We start from the raw sequence: 13,215 nt of genomic DNA, 5'->3' as shown, positions 1-13,215 counted from the left end.
AAAAAGTCAGGTGGCGGCGCGGCGTGACACCACGAGCGCCGCCACGGCAACGCCCAGCCCGGCCAGGGCCGCATGGCCAAGCACGGCAAAGGCTGGCATCAATCCACCCCAGTGCAGCGACAAGGCCGTCACCACCAGTGGGCTGAGCCATTGGCCCAGCGCAAAGGACGATTGCCACACGCCCGTGCCCCGCGCCCGCACCTCATAGGGCAGCAGGCTGATCGACCAGACCAGCAGCGTGGGCAGCAGCATGCCCCCACCGACCTGGTTGACGAAGCAACCCGCCAGGAACATCGGCACGCTCGTGCTGTGCCCCATGATGGCAAAGCCTGCCGCGATCAGCGCAAATTCGGCACAGAGCAGGCGCAGCGGCCCCTGCCCCGCGATACGCGTGTAGACGAACGTGCCCAGCGGCACGCCCAGGCTGGCGAGCGAGGTGAACAGGCCGATGCGCGCGGCGCTGACAAGGCCAAGCTGGACCAGACCCGACGAAGCCTGGATCTGCACGGTGTAAAAGAACACCGAGCCATAGATGGTAATCGCCACGATGACCGCGAGGCGGCCCCAGGGGCTGGACGCCGCCGCCGGCGCGGAAGATGCCTTGGGCGTAGCGGCAGCGGGCTCGGTATCCCAAGTATAGCGCCAGACCAGCGCGAACATGACCAGCGCGGCGCCATAGACCCAGAACGAGGTGCGCCAGCCGAAATCGCCGAGCACGCCGCCAAGATTGAAGAACAGCAAGGCAGAGACCGAGGCAAAGGCGGTTTGCCCGGCCAGCCAGCGATCGCGCGCCGGGCCGGTAAAGTAATCGCCGATCATGGTGGTCGAGAGCACGTAGATCAGCGCTTCGGCGATCCCGACCGCCACGCGCGAGGCGAGAATGGCCCAGAGGCTGGTCAAGACCAGCGGCGCCATGCCGACCACCGCATAGAGCACGAACGCTATCAGCAGCAGGCGACGCCGGCCAAAGCGATCGCCCAGCAGCCCTGCGACCGGGCACAAAAAGGCGACGCACAGCGACGGCAGGGTCAGGACCATGGGCACAAGATAATCGTGGCCCGGAACATGGGCATATTCCGCCATGAGGCGCGGCAGGACCGGCGCGAGCAGAACCACCGCCATGGTCGTGAGGGTAATCGGCAACAGCAGGGATATTCCCGTCATCGTACCGGCTTGCTGTTGTCTCTCCACGCGCATGCTCTTTCCTGGCTTATGAGCCCGAGACCATTCCCGGCAGCGTAGAGCGCGTCCAATTGATAGCGCAGGGCCCAATCGATCGGTCTTGTCGATAGGCACGACAGGACCGATGGCAAGGCATCCAAAAAGCGAAATCCATGCGCAGAACAGGGGATGCTAGGATCGGGCAACGGCAGGGCCACACCTGCGATGGAGAGGAAAAAGACCATGACCCTTGCCGAAACGCCCTTTTCGGATCTGGCCCACGGACAGCAGCGGTTGGCAGGGCGCGTGGCCGTGGTGACCGGCGCGGGCGCCGGCATTGGACGCGGGATCGCGCGGATGTTTGCGGCGCAAGGGGCAACCGTGCACGCGCTGGATATCGATGCGGCAGGCATTGGCGCGCTGGCCGAAGAAACCGGCAGGGCCGTACGGGCCTGGCCGATAGACCTGCTGGACGAGGCAGCGGTGCAGCAGGCGATCACGACGATCGGCAGCGAGGCGGGACGGATCGATGCGCTGGTACCGGCAGCGGCGATGGCTGTGTTCAACTGGATCGACACGATGACCTATGCGCAGTGGCAGCATACCCTGCGCGGCGAACTCGACATCGTGTTTCTCTGCACGCACGCGGCCTGGCCCTGGCTGAAGGCGAGCGGACGCGCGGCGATCGTCAATTTCGCCTCGGCCAATGCGCACGTGGCGCTCAACGGCTCCCCGGCGCTGGCGCACTGCGCGGGCAAGGGCGGCGTGATGGCGATGACGCGCCAGTTGGCGATGGAAGGCGCGCCCCACGGCATCCGCGCCAACACGATCTCGCCCGGCCTGATCCTGACCCAGCAAACCGCGCGGCACATGGCATCAGATCCCGGGTTCGAAGCGTTTGCGCTGGAAAAGATGATGATCAAGCGCATCGGCCAGCCCGAGGATATCGCCTGGACGGCGACGTTCCTGTGTTCGGACGAGGCAGGCTATATCACCGGGGCGGATTTCCGCGTGGATGCCGGCTCGACCGCATGGTGAGGCAGCGCGACTGACCCTTCCCGGCAGATCGCGCGGTGTCAGCTGCCGTCGCTGATCAGGGTGCCGCCATCGGCGACGAGATTGTGGCCGGTGACGAACCCGGCAGCGGAGCTGGCAAGGAAGGCAACCGCGCCGGCAATCTCTGCCGGAGTGCCGGGGCGGCGCAGCGGCGTCATGGCCATGCGGCGGGCCATGAAATCAGCGTTGTCGAGCAAGGGCTGCGACAGCTCGGTGGCGACAAAGCCAGGCGATACGGCGTTGACGCGCACACCGCGCGGCCCCCATTCCACCGCCAGGTTGCGCGCCAGCTGCGCCACCCCGGCTTTGGCCAAGGCATAGGCATTGATCCGCCCATTGCCGCGCAAGCCGGCAAGGCTGGCGACCAGCACCGCTGCACCAGCGCCGCCCGGCGCTGCGGCAATATGCGGCAGCGCCAGGTTGCACAACACGACCTGGCTGCGCAGGTTGATCGCCATGACCTGGGCGTAATTATCCATGGCCAAATCGGCAAAGGTGCCGGGGCGGCCAGTGATCCCGGCATTGCACACCAGAATGTCGAGCCGACCGCATCGGGCCAGCGCGAAATCGACCAGCGCCGCCTGCGCGGCATCGTCGGTAACATCGCAAGCCATGCCGGGCATGCCAAGATCGGCAGCAACGCGGGCCGTGTCGGCCGCGCTTTCGCTGGAGATGACGACCTGCGCCCCTAGCGCGATCAGCGCCTGGGCAATCGCCAGGCCGATGCCCCGGGTAGAGCCGGTGACGATCGCGCATTTGCCCGACAGATCGAACATGGCCTCAGTCCGGCTTGTCTTCGGGCAGCGGCTGGCCGTTGTGGAGATAGGCCGGGGCCTCGATCAGGATGAAGGCAATACGGCAGGGCTTGTCGGTGGTGTTGCGCCACAGGTGATTGGTGCCGCGCTGGACGATGATGCCGCCCTGGCCGATCGTGCGCTTCGCGCCGTCGTCCAGTTCCAGCTCGATCTCACCCTCCAGCACGATGCCATAGTCGATCGAGTTGGTGCGGTGCATCGGGCTTTCCTTGCCCGGCAGCATGTCGACGATGCGGATGACCGAGCCGCCGTTGAGCGTGAGGCCCGCCGGACGATGGCGCCCATCGGTTTCGTCATTGTTGTCGGCCGGCACCGTCGCCGTGGTCCACACCAGCAGGAACGCCCCATCGCCCGAAGGGATCAGCTTGGTGGGCGACACGTCCTCTGACTTGAACACCGCCCGGCCGTTGGCATCATGGCCGGTAACAACGCGCTGCACAGGGGGAAGACCGGAATCGGAGATTGGCGAATTCATGGGCATGTTCCGTAGTTAATCAGATGAAACGGACGGGTTCAACCAGCAGGTGGCGCGTTGCCGCAGGAGCCAGCACCGGCTCCGCCAGATCGGCAAGAACGCCGGCAATCACGGTGGGATCGGCCCCGGCGGCAAGGCCGATTTCATCGAACTGGGTGAACGGAAAATCGCCTTCGACGACGCGGGCGAGATTGGTGACCACGCCGTGGACGTCGTCCCGCGCGGCGATCGCTGCCAGGGCCAAGGCCCACCGCTCGATATCCACGCCGCGCGCCGCACGAAATACCAGAAGCTTGGCCAGCGCATCATCAGCGCCGGGCGCCACGACGCGTTCGGCAGCGAAAAGCGCGATCGAGCCATCCCGTTCGCGGAAGTTGTCTTCATCGGGCCCAACGCGCAGGCGATAGGCTTCGCTTGCCTTGGACGCGGCCATGGCGGCGGGTTCGGCAAAGCGGATCACGGTGACCGCATCGCGATCGTCGAGCAGCGGCAGGCCCGCAAGGTCTTGCGCATAGTGGTGGACATAGCCGGTGAAACCGCCCGACACCGCGGGCTCTGCCACCACCATCGGGCCATGCACGGTTTCGAGATGACGACGCAACCCCCCGCGGCCAAGCCCCAGCCGCGTGCGCGGCAGGATGACCAGCTTGACCGGGCCGACGGGAGCGGCGTCAGCCACGGACCACGGTCTGGTTAAGCACGCCGAATGGCGCGCGGCCGGCTGCATCGACTGCTTCCATGCGCACGCTGTCGCCAAAGCGCATGAATGCCGTCTTGGCTTCGCCCAGATCGAGCATTTCGATGCCGCGCCGCTCGGCAATGCAGGAAGAACCGATCTCGCGGAAGTTGGGGTTGGACACGGTGCCCGAGCCGATGATCGTGCCCGCCACCAGATCGCGCGTGCGCGCCGCATGGGCGACGAGTTCGTGGAAGCCGTGGCCCATCGGCTCGCCATTGGCCGCGCCAAACCGTTGGCCGTTCCAGTCCACGCGAAGATCGAGGCAGACGCGCCCGTCGCGCCAGGCATCGCCCAGTTCATCGGGCGTGACGGCATAAGGCGCCATGCCGCACGGGGGCTTGGCCTGGACCCAGCCGAACCCGGTCTTCATTTCTGGCCCGGCGAGCGTGCGCAGCGACCAATCGTTGACCTGCACGACAAGCCGGATGTGGTTCATCGCCTCTGCAGCAGATGTGCCCATCGGCACGGCATCGACGATTACGCCGAATTCGCCCTCGAAATCGATGCCGAGCGCCTCGTCGGGGAACTTCACCTCGCTGATCGGGGCGTAGAAGCGATCCGACGTGCCCTGGTACATCAGCGGCGCGCCGGTCTTGATCGGCGTAATGCCGAGCACGGCATCCATCAGATCGCCATGAGACTGGAAGGCCGAGCCATCGAGCCATTGCCAGGCGCGCGGCAGGGGCGCGAGCACCTGCGCCGGATCTAGCGGCTCAGAAAACGTGGTGATCGCCGCGAGTTGCGGCGCAACATCGGTCCATTGCTCCAGTGCGGCCTGCAAGGTGCCCACCGGCGCGGGCGCGTGGGACCGGCCATCTGGCGATACGACCACGAGCCGTCCATCCGGCGTTCCATCCTGCAAGGTGGCAAGGCGCATCGATCGTGTCTCTCCAAGTTCTCGTTTCGCAACGACTATGCGGGAGGCGGGCCACGCACAACGGCATCTCATCGATAGCTTCGCATCGAAACTATGCGATGGTTCGGCCCCAAGGCGGCTGGCAGGGCACTGCAAAGACAAGCCGACATGGAGAGTTTGGTGGCGATTTACCTCAAGCGCGGTGCGACGGCGGAAGCCAAGGCGGACGCGGACCGCAAGGTGCGCGATACGGTGGAAGCGGCGCTCGCCGCGATCGAAGCCCGTGGCGACGCGGCCGTGCGCGAGATGAGCATTCGCTTCGACGGATGGGACCGCGATGATTACCGCCTGAGCCAGGCCGAAATCGACGCCGCGGTGGACAGCCTGACCGCGCAGGAGCGCAAGGATATCGAGTTTGCGCAGACCCAGGTGCGCAACTTTGCCCAGGTACAGCGCGAGTCCATGAAGGACGTGGAAGTGGAAACCATGCCCGGCGTGGTGCTGGGCCACAAGAACGTGCCGATCAACGCCGCCGGCTGCTATGTTCCGGGCGGCAAGTATCCGCTGCTCGCCTCGGCGCACATGTCGGTGATCACCGCCAAGGTGGCCGGCGTGAAGCGCGTTGTCACCTGCGCCCCGCCTTTCCAGGGCAAGGCAGCGCGGCATATCGTGGCAGCACAGGCACTGGCCGGGGCCGACGCGATCTATGCGCTGGGCGGCATCCAGGCGATCGGCGCCATGGCCATCGGCACGCAGAGCATCGACCCGGTCGATATCCTGGTTGGCCCCGGCAATGCATTTGTCGCGGAAGCCAAGCGCCAGCTGTTCGGCCGCGTCGGCATCGATCTCTTTGCCGGGCCGACCGAGACGCTGATCATCGCCGACGAAGTGGGCTGCGATGCCGAACTGGCCGCCACCGATATCCTGGGCCAGGTCGAACACGGGCCCGACAGCCCCGGCGTGCTGCTGACCAATTCAGAGAAGCTGGCGCGCGAGACGATGGCCGAGATCGAGCGGCTGCTGCAGATCCTGCCCACCGCCGACCACGCACGCAAGGCGTGGGAAACCTACGGCGAAGTGATCGTGGCGGAAAGTTACGAGGAGATGGTGCGCATCGCCGACGACATCGCCAGCGAACATGTGCAGGTGATGACCGCCGATCCCGATTACTTCCTGAACAACATGACCAACTATGGCGCGCTGTTCCTGGGCCCGCGCACCAACGTTTCGTTCGGTGACAAGGTGATCGGCACCAACCACACCCTGCCGACGCGCAAGGCCGCGCGCTATACCGGCGGCCTGTGGGTGGGCAAGTTCCTCAAGACCTGCACCTACCAAAAGGTGCTGACCGACGAGGCATCGGCACTGGTGGGCGAATATTGCAGCCGGCTGTGCGCACTGGAAGGCTTTGCCGGCCATGGCGAGCAGGCCAACGTGCGGGTGCGCCGTTATGGCGGGCGAAACGTGCCCTATGCCGGGCAAGCCGCCCCCAGCGAGCTGACGCGGGCATGACGGAGCGGCCGGTGTTGCCGACCACGCCATCGTTCCGGCTGGACGGGCGGCGCGCGCTGGTTACCGGTGCGGGCCGCGGGATCGGCCTGGCGATGGCCGCCGCGCTTGCCGATGCAGGCGCGGCGGTCACGCTGGCGGCACGCAGCGCCGACGAGATCGCGGCAGCCGCAGCGGCCATCCGCGATGCCGGTGGGGCTGCCGAGGCCGTGGTCCTCGACGTGGCCGACCATGCAGCGGTTGCGGCATTCTTCGCCGGCCGCCCGGCCTTTCACGTGCTGGTCAACAACGCCGGAACCAATCGCCCCATGCCGATGTGGCAAGTGGGCGAAGCCGATTACGATGCGGTGATGGATCTCAACGTGAAGGCGGCGTTCTTCGTGGCGCAGGCCTGCGTACAGGCGATGATCGCCCAGGGCGTGCGCGGCAGCCTGATCCACATCGGCAGCCAGATGGGCCATGTCGGTGGGCCCAACCGCAGCCTCTACTGCGCGAGCAAGTGGGCGCTGGAAGGCATGAACAAGGCCTTTGCGCTGGACCTTGCCCCCCACGGCATCCGCAGCAACACCATCGCCCCCACGTTCATCGAAACCCCGATGACGCGCCCGTTCTTTGCCGACGAAAGCTTCAGGGCGAGCGTGCTGGGCAAGATCAAGCTGGGGCGGCTGGGCACGGTGGAAGACCTGATGGGTGCGGTGCTGTTCCTGGCGGGCGACGCCAGCGCGCTGATGACCGGGACCAGCCTCGTGGTCGACGGCGGCTGGACCGCAGACTGATTTTTCACAAGGAATTTGCACATGTTCGAGCCGTTTCCCGGAAACTACATCTGGAACCTGGGGATCAACCTGGCGCTGATCGCCGGGGGCAACCATGGCGAACTGGACGAGGTATGCCGCCCGGTGCGCGAGGCCGCCAAGGCCGGCGCCGATGCCGGATCGGCACAACTGTTCGACAGCTGGATCGCGGTGGCAGACCAGGTGACGCGCAATGCGCAAGCCGACGAAGCGGAAGGCTTCCTGCTGTCCGCCGGAACCAAGTATCTGCGGGCATCGGGCTATTACCTGGGGGCAGAGCGACTGCAGAGCCGTGACTACGCCCCGCGCTGGGCGGCCTATGACAAGGGCCTCGAACTCTATCTAAAGGGTACCCGGCTGCGCGGGCAGCATGTCGAAAAGGTCGAGATTCCCTACGAGGGATCAAGCTATACCGCGCTGTTCTACCACGATGGCTCGGGCACGCCGCGGCCCACGCTGGTGTCGGTCAACGGGCTCGATTCGATGAAGGAACAGGTGGCCATGGCCGGCCACGCCGCAGTGAACCTGGAGCGCGGGATGAACACCCTGTTCGTCGACCAGCCCGGCACCGGCGAGGCGATCCGCAAGCGGGGCCTGCCGGCGGTCTATGACGCGGAGCGCTGGGGCAGCCCGGCGCTGGACTATCTGCTGACACGCAGCGACGTGATCCACGATCGCATCGGCATTTTCGGGCTCTCGTTCGGCGGCTATCACGCCCCGCGCATAGCCGCCAATGATCCGCGCTATGCCCTGTGCGCGGTCATGGGGGCAAACCACGTGTGGGGCCAGCGCCAGCGCGAGCGCGTGGCCAACGAGGGCGAGAACCCGGTGCCGCACTACTGGGACCACGTCATGTGGGTGTTCGGGATCGACGACCGGGATGCCTTCCTGAACTATGCCGACAGCATCACCCTTGACGGGCAGGTGGAAAAGATCCGGGTGCCATTCCTCGTCACCCATGGCGAAAACGACCGCCAGATTCCCGCCTTCAACGCCCAGCGCAGCTATGACCAGGCGGTCAACAGCCCGAAGCGCACGCTGCGGGTGTTCACCAAGGCTGACTTCGAGGTGGAGCACTGCGGCGCGGACAATGGCACGGGGATGCGCGACTACATCGCCGATTGGTGCGCACAGACGTTTGCGGAGATGGGATGATGGCAGCCAAAGCAGCAGCGCACTGATGGCCGACTTCGCCTTTCACCACGCCGGGGTCTCGGTGCCCGATCTGGATGCCGCGATCGACTGGTATCACCGGGTGCTGGGCTTCACCCTCGAAAAGCGCTTCTACATCGAAGCCGCGCGCAGCCACACCGCGATGGTGCGCAAAGGCCCGCTGCGCTTTGAAATCTTCGAGGTGGAAGGCGCGGCCCCCCTGCCCGAAGACCGGCGCCACCCGCCGCGCGATGTGAAGACCCACGGCAACAAGCATGCGGCGTTTCAGGTGCCAGACCTCGACGCGTTCCTGGCGGAGATGGAGCAAAAAGGCGCCGACATCGCCTTTGTCGTGCGCGAAAGCTTTGGCAAAGGATGTTTCATCCGCGATTGCGCCGGCAACCTGATCGAGTTCGTGGAAGAGCCCGAAGCCTGACGGACGTACCGCAGGCCCGCGCTGGGAAAGCAAACATCGCCAAGCGCAGGCTGCGGGGCAAGGAATATCGGCAATTTTACGCAAGCGGCCACGTGAGTTACCACTGTTAATCAGTGATTGAATCGGGTTGACCCTCACTCCATGCGACCCTACTGATCGCCGCTCGATAACGGGCTGCGACCGGCGGCGAATGGAGAGATGACGTGGCAGGCTTCCGCTTCAGCGTATCGCGCTATGGTATCGTACCTCTCCCTGCTGCGCGCCGCGCCGCCATGAAATGGCGTGCGCGTGGCGTGGCGGCCACCTCGGCTTTGCTGGCGGTGACGGCACTCCTGCCTGCTGGCCCCGCTGTTGCGCAGTCCGGGATTTCCACCGAAGCCGTGGCGACCCCCGCCCAACCCGACACCGTGCTGCTGCCCACGGCGGAACGCGTCGACCGCGAGGTCTGGCACAAGAGCGACGGCGGCAGGCTGGCGGTGCGCAATGTCAACCGGGCAACGCTGACCCTGTTTCGCCCGGCAGAGCCGCGCACGCGCGCGGCCGTCATCATTGCCCCGGGCGGCGCGTTCCTCGGCCTCGAAATGGACAAGGAGGGCTGGCTGATCGCCCGCTGGTTCGCCAGCCACGGGGTCACGGCGCTTGTTCTCAAGTACCGGACATTGCCGACGCCGCCAGACCAGAAAGTGTTTGTCGCCGAACTCGACAAGATGATTGCAGGGCAGCCCAGTGTTCTCGCACCGCCTGCCGATACGCCACCAGCAGCGCTGGCCGATGGCCTGGCCGCACTGCGCTATGTGCGCGGGCATGCGGCCGAACTTGGCATCGACGCAAAGCGCGTCGGTTTCATGGGCTTTTCAGCCGGCGGCTTCCTCACCCGCAGCGTGATCGAGCACGGCGGCGCCGACAAGCCCGATTTCGCCGCGCCGATCTATCCCAACATGGGGCCGATGCAGGTCCCGGCCGATGCGCCACCGATGTTCGTGGCGATCGCCGCTGATGACTTTTTGCTCGCCCGGCAGCAGGGCCTGCCGTTGCTGGAAAGCTATCGTGCCGCGGGGCGATCGATCGAGTTCCACCTCTTCTCGAAAGGCGGCCATGGCTTTGCCGCCGCAGCGGCCGGATCGCCGGAAGAGGGCTGGCTGGACCTGATGCTCCGCTGGATGCGCACCCAAGGCCTGCTGGCCGAACGAGGAGACAAGTGATGCAAACCGATCGTCGCAGCCTGCTCGCTTCGGCCATGGCACTCGGCGCTGCCGCCGGCACGCCGGTGCTGGCCCGGGCGGCGCAGGGCGCACCGCTCAACCCGGCTTTCCCGTCCGGCTTCCTGTGGGGCGCCTCGACCGCCGCGCACCAGGTGGAAGGCAACAACCTCAATGCCGACCTGTGGGTGATCGAGAATCTGCCCAACACCATGTTCGCCGATCGTTCGGGCGACGCGGCCAACAGTCTGGAGCTGTGGCCGGTGGACCTCGACTTGGTGAAGGGCCTTGGCCTCAACACCTATCGCTTCAGCCTGGAATGGGCCCGGATCGAGCCTGACAAAGGGCATTTCTCCAATGCCATGCTCGATCACTACAAGGCGATGATCGCCGGGTGCCGCGCACGCGGGATCAAGCCGGTCGTCACCTTCAATCATTTCACCACCCCGCGCTGGTTCGCCGCGCAGGGCGGCTGGGGCAACCCGGAATCGGTCACGCTGTTTGCCCGCTTCTGTGATCGGGCAGTGCGCCATCTTGGCGCCGGCATCGAGCTGGCCTTGACCTTGAACGAGCCCAACCTGGCCGGCTTGCTGGGCGAATTGCTGCCCGCCCAGCTGGTTGCCGGCGACAAGGCCATGCAGGAGGCCGCCGCCCGCCAGTTGGGCGTGGCGCGGTATGCGCCCGGCGTGGCGATCTGGGTGGAAGAGCCGGCCACCTATCGCGCCCACATGATGGAAGCCCATCGCCGCGGCGTGGCCGCCATCAAGAGCGTGCGGCCCGACCTGCCGGTCGGCGTCAGCCTTGCCATCATCGACGACCAGGCGATCGGACGCCATTCGCTGCGCGATCGCATGCGCGAACGCTACTATGGCGAATGGCTGCGCCTGGCCGCCCAGACCTGCGACTTTGTCGGGGTGCAGAACTACGAACGCAAAGTCTGGAACGACCGTGGCGTGGTCCCCCCACCGGTCGACGCGCGCAAGAATTTCACCGGCGCCGAGGTCTGGGCGGGATCACTGGCCGGCGCGGTGCGCTATGCCTGGGAAGCAACCAAGCTGCCGGTCTATGTGACCGAGCACGGCGTCAACACCACCGACGATTCCCTGCGCCAATGGCTGATCCCCGCCGCGCTGGCCGAACTCAAGCGCGCGATCGACGATGGCGTCCCGGTCCGCGGCTACATGCACTGGTCGCTGCTCGACAATTTCGAATGGGGTTTCGGCTACGCCCACCGCTTCGGCTTGCACAGCGTCGACCCAGCCACTTTCGCTCGCACCGCCAAGCCGAGCGCTGCCGTGCTGGGCGCCATCGCCCAACGGAACAGCCTGTAATCGCCGATATCTGGGGGACGCTCTGGAGCGTGGTCCTGGTGGGCGGTGACGGGCTCGAACCGCCGACCCTCTCGGTGTAAACGAGATGCTCTACCAACTGAGCTAACCGCCCCCGTGCGGGGAGGCCGGCCTTTGCGGGATTTGGTGGGCAAGGTCAATGGGTTTCACGCGCGCTCGGTTATCCGGAAAGCCAGGCGCGCGGTGCCGTGGGCGGGGACGGTTACGCGCCACAGCGGCTGGCCGTTCTTGCGGGTGAGCGGGCGCGATGGGCTGATCAGGCGCTGACCTTGGCCAAGCGGGATGGCCAGTTCCACGATTACCGGCTGATTGCGGCCATTGGTGACGGTAGCGGTGTGATCGTGCCCACGCGCGTCATCGTGCTGACGACCATCGGCCTCGGCCAGGTACACGGCGGTGGCCTCGCCCAGTTCGATGTCGATCTCTTCGCCCACGGCCTTGTCGTCGATACGGCCCTCGCCCACCGGCAGCGTCGACGCGCCGTGCGGTTCGAGGACTACGACGTGGCCCGCCGGCAGGGCCAGGCCCAGCCCCGCCGCCTTGCGATTGTTCAGCCGTAGCGCCTGGCGCAGAGGCTGGTCTTCGTGTTCGTCCAGTTGCAGCGTGCCTTTGTAGAATGGCTGCACCTTGACGGCGCGGCGATCGGCAAAGGCCACCTGCTTTTGCGCGCGCGGGGCGATCATGGTCGGCAATGGCAGGCGATAGAGCTTGAGATCACCCAGTGCCTCTTGCTGCGCCATGACCGGGGCGCGGCGCTGGGCAGTGACGACGATATACTCCTTCGCTGCTACCGGGGCGGGGGCCATGAACTCCACCATCGGTGGAGGTGGCGGCGGAGGAGGTGGCGGCAGCGCCGTCTCGCATGTAAACGACAGCGATTGGTCATCGTCGAACCGGTTTTCCCAGCCGCGCGCCTGCTTTTCGGGCTTGCCGGCGACCACCGCTGCGGCGGCCCCGGCAAATGCCGTATCGTCGCTGCTCGCCAGCGTGATCCAGGCGGCCAGATCAAGGTGGCGCCCGTCGCGCGCCATGGTCAGGACATAATCCGCCCGCCAATCGAATCCCCAGGCGAGATAGCTGAGCGTGACCCGGCCATGCATTGCGGCAGGCGCCCTGGTCTGCACCGACAGCGTGGGCTTGGCCACCAGCCCGGCGGGCAGATCGGCATAGCTGATATATTCATCGGGCCAGGCGCAGCGCGCGCTGCGGAAACCATCGCGCGTCTGGATCACGGCAGCGCCATCAGGGCCGGAGCGGATCACAGCCTGCTCTTCCACCACCGCGCCACTGCGCGGATCGGTATGGCGCAGGGTCACCGGGCGGCCGAAGCTGCGGGCATAGAGATTGCGGGCGCCGATCAGATCAGCATCGAGGTTCTGTTCGGCCACCCCCGCCGGCAAGCCACGGACCAGCGCGGTTTCCGCCAGCATGCCTGCCGCCACGCCCTCAAAGCGCACCGTGGCCGGCCCGGCGGGCAGGTCCACATCGCGGGTTTCGGTGACGAGGGCATAGCCGCGCAGCCAGCCGCGATCGAATGCAGCGTCCGGGCTGCGCCCCGGTTCGCGATAGATGGTGACGGCCACGCTAGCCGGCGCCGCGGACGTCACGGCCTGCTGCGCCAAGGCCAGGCCGGGCCACAGGGCCATGGCCGCGATCAGAGTGCGCATGATCGCG

13 protein-coding genes and 1 tRNA gene are annotated in these 13,215 nt (G+C 66.4%); 7 read left to right on the top strand and 7 right to left on the bottom strand.

Features of this window, described 5'->3' with window-relative positions; translation table 11 throughout:
- Positions 1-6 precede the first annotated feature (6 nt).
- The gene (locus ABIC78_RS15575) at positions 7-1,164 is read right to left on the bottom strand and encodes an MFS transporter (RefSeq protein ID WP_354490667.1); all 1,158 of its coding nucleotides are present in this window, start codon (positions 1,162-1,164) and stop codon (positions 7-9) included.
- 240 nt (positions 1,165-1,404) lie between these two features.
- Here ABIC78_RS15575 and ABIC78_RS15570 point away from each other — a divergent pair, with 240 nt between their 5' ends.
- Complete coding sequence (locus ABIC78_RS15570) at positions 1,405-2,199, top strand: SDR family NAD(P)-dependent oxidoreductase (protein WP_354490666.1); 795 nt, start codon at positions 1,405-1,407, stop codon at positions 2,197-2,199.
- A gap of 38 nt (positions 2,200-2,237) precedes the next feature.
- On the opposite strand, the gene ABIC78_RS15565 is transcribed toward ABIC78_RS15570, so the two are convergent.
- The 4 genes from ABIC78_RS15565 to ABIC78_RS15550 are packed head-to-tail and all read right to left on the bottom strand — an operon-like array spanning position 2,238 to position 5,123.
- Positions 2,238-2,993 carry an SDR family NAD(P)-dependent oxidoreductase gene (locus tag ABIC78_RS15565; RefSeq protein WP_171797572.1) on the bottom strand — a complete coding sequence of 252 codons (756 nt, stop codon included), beginning with the start codon at positions 2,991-2,993 and terminating at the stop codon, positions 2,238-2,240.
- A 4-nt stretch (positions 2,994-2,997) separates the two neighbouring features.
- Positions 2,998-3,507, bottom strand: coding sequence for a cupin domain-containing protein (locus tag ABIC78_RS15560; RefSeq protein ID WP_022675237.1), 510 nt, complete (start codon positions 3,505-3,507; stop codon positions 2,998-3,000).
- Positions 3,508-3,526: 19 nt separating this feature from the next.
- Entirely contained in the window at positions 3,527-4,186 is a 660-nt protein-coding gene (locus ABIC78_RS15555) for an EthD domain-containing protein (protein ID WP_171797571.1), read from the bottom strand.
- Positions 4,179-5,123, bottom strand: a complete 945-nt coding sequence (locus ABIC78_RS15550) for a fumarylacetoacetate hydrolase family protein (RefSeq protein WP_062788102.1) — start codon at positions 5,121-5,123, stop codon at positions 4,179-4,181. Before ABIC78_RS15550 ends, ABIC78_RS15555 begins: the two co-directional genes overlap by 8 nt.
- 147 nt (positions 5,124-5,270) lie before the next feature.
- Here ABIC78_RS15550 and hisD point away from each other — a divergent pair, with 147 nt between their 5' ends.
- The 6 genes from hisD (at position 5,271) to ABIC78_RS15520 (ending at position 11,523) form a co-directional block, all read left to right on the top strand.
- Positions 5,271-6,614: a histidinol dehydrogenase gene (gene hisD, locus ABIC78_RS15545; protein ID WP_211185612.1), complete on the top strand. Its 1,344-nt coding sequence runs from the start codon at positions 5,271-5,273 to the stop codon at positions 6,612-6,614.
- On the top strand, positions 6,611-7,387 hold the full coding sequence (locus tag ABIC78_RS15540; RefSeq protein ID WP_171797570.1) for an SDR family NAD(P)-dependent oxidoreductase: 777 nt from the start codon (positions 6,611-6,613) through the stop codon (positions 7,385-7,387). Before hisD ends, ABIC78_RS15540 begins: the two co-directional genes overlap by 4 nt.
- Positions 7,388-7,408: 21 nt before the next feature.
- Positions 7,409-8,560 (top strand): alpha/beta hydrolase, encoded by a 1,152-nt coding sequence (locus ABIC78_RS15535; RefSeq protein WP_171797569.1) that lies wholly within the window; start codon positions 7,409-7,411, stop codon positions 8,558-8,560.
- A gap of 25 nt (positions 8,561-8,585) precedes the next feature.
- The gene (locus ABIC78_RS15530) at positions 8,586-8,993 is read left to right on the top strand and encodes a VOC family protein (RefSeq protein WP_171797568.1); all 408 of its coding nucleotides are present in this window, start codon (positions 8,586-8,588) and stop codon (positions 8,991-8,993) included.
- Between the two features lie 203 nt (positions 8,994-9,196).
- Positions 9,197-10,195 (top strand): alpha/beta hydrolase, encoded by a 999-nt coding sequence (locus ABIC78_RS15525; protein WP_354490661.1) that lies wholly within the window; start codon positions 9,197-9,199, stop codon positions 10,193-10,195.
- A complete protein-coding gene (locus ABIC78_RS15520) occupies positions 10,195-11,523 on the top strand; it encodes a glycoside hydrolase family 1 protein (RefSeq protein WP_171797567.1) in 1,329 nt (442 codons plus the stop codon). Before ABIC78_RS15525 ends, ABIC78_RS15520 begins: the two co-directional genes overlap by 1 nt.
- A gap of 36 nt (positions 11,524-11,559) precedes the next feature.
- Here the strand turns inward: ABIC78_RS15520 and ABIC78_RS15515 are convergent.
- Both ABIC78_RS15515 and ABIC78_RS15510 read right to left on the bottom strand, forming a co-directional pair.
- A tRNA-Val gene (locus ABIC78_RS15515) sits at positions 11,560-11,635 on the bottom strand.
- Positions 11,636-11,687: 52 nt separating this feature from the next.
- Complete coding sequence (locus tag ABIC78_RS15510; RefSeq protein WP_171797566.1) at positions 11,688-13,208, bottom strand: DUF4139 domain-containing protein; 1,521 nt, start codon at positions 13,206-13,208, stop codon at positions 11,688-11,690.
- Positions 13,209-13,215: the final 7 nt, after the last annotated feature.

This window comes from Novosphingobium sp. 1529, from assembly GCF_040544855.1.
Taxonomy (GTDB): Bacteria; Pseudomonadota; Alphaproteobacteria; order Sphingomonadales; family Sphingomonadaceae; genus Novosphingobium; species Novosphingobium capsulatum.
The sequence above is the reverse complement of the archived record's forward strand: the minus strand, read 5'-3'. Positions and strand labels throughout refer to the sequence as shown.

Coding starts and splice junctions, on each gene's coding strand:
- ABIC78_RS15575 (WP_354490667.1), bottom strand. CDS start 1,164: ATGACGGGAATATCCCTGCTGTTGCCGATTACCCTCACGACCATGGCG.
- ABIC78_RS15570 (WP_354490666.1), top strand. CDS start 1,405: ATGACCCTTGCCGAAACGCCCTTTTCGGATCTGGCCCACGGACAGCAG.
- ABIC78_RS15565 (WP_171797572.1), bottom strand. CDS start 2,993: ATGTTCGATCTGTCGGGCAAATGCGCGATCGTCACCGGCTCTACCCGG.
- ABIC78_RS15560 (WP_022675237.1), bottom strand. CDS start 3,507: ATGAATTCGCCAATCTCCGATTCCGGTCTTCCCCCTGTGCAGCGCGTT.
- ABIC78_RS15550 (WP_062788102.1), bottom strand. CDS start 5,123: ATGCGCCTTGCCACCTTGCAGGATGGAACGCCGGATGGACGGCTCGTG.
- hisD (WP_211185612.1), top strand. CDS start 5,271: ATGGAGAGTTTGGTGGCGATTTACCTCAAGCGCGGTGCGACGGCGGAA.
- ABIC78_RS15540 (WP_171797570.1), top strand. CDS start 6,611: ATGACGGAGCGGCCGGTGTTGCCGACCACGCCATCGTTCCGGCTGGAC.
- ABIC78_RS15535 (WP_171797569.1), top strand. CDS start 7,409: ATGTTCGAGCCGTTTCCCGGAAACTACATCTGGAACCTGGGGATCAAC.
- ABIC78_RS15530 (WP_171797568.1), top strand. CDS start 8,586: ATGGCCGACTTCGCCTTTCACCACGCCGGGGTCTCGGTGCCCGATCTG.
- ABIC78_RS15520 (WP_171797567.1), top strand. CDS start 10,195: ATGCAAACCGATCGTCGCAGCCTGCTCGCTTCGGCCATGGCACTCGGC.
- ABIC78_RS15510 (WP_171797566.1), bottom strand. CDS start 13,208: ATGCGCACTCTGATCGCGGCCATGGCCCTGTGGCCCGGCCTGGCCTTG.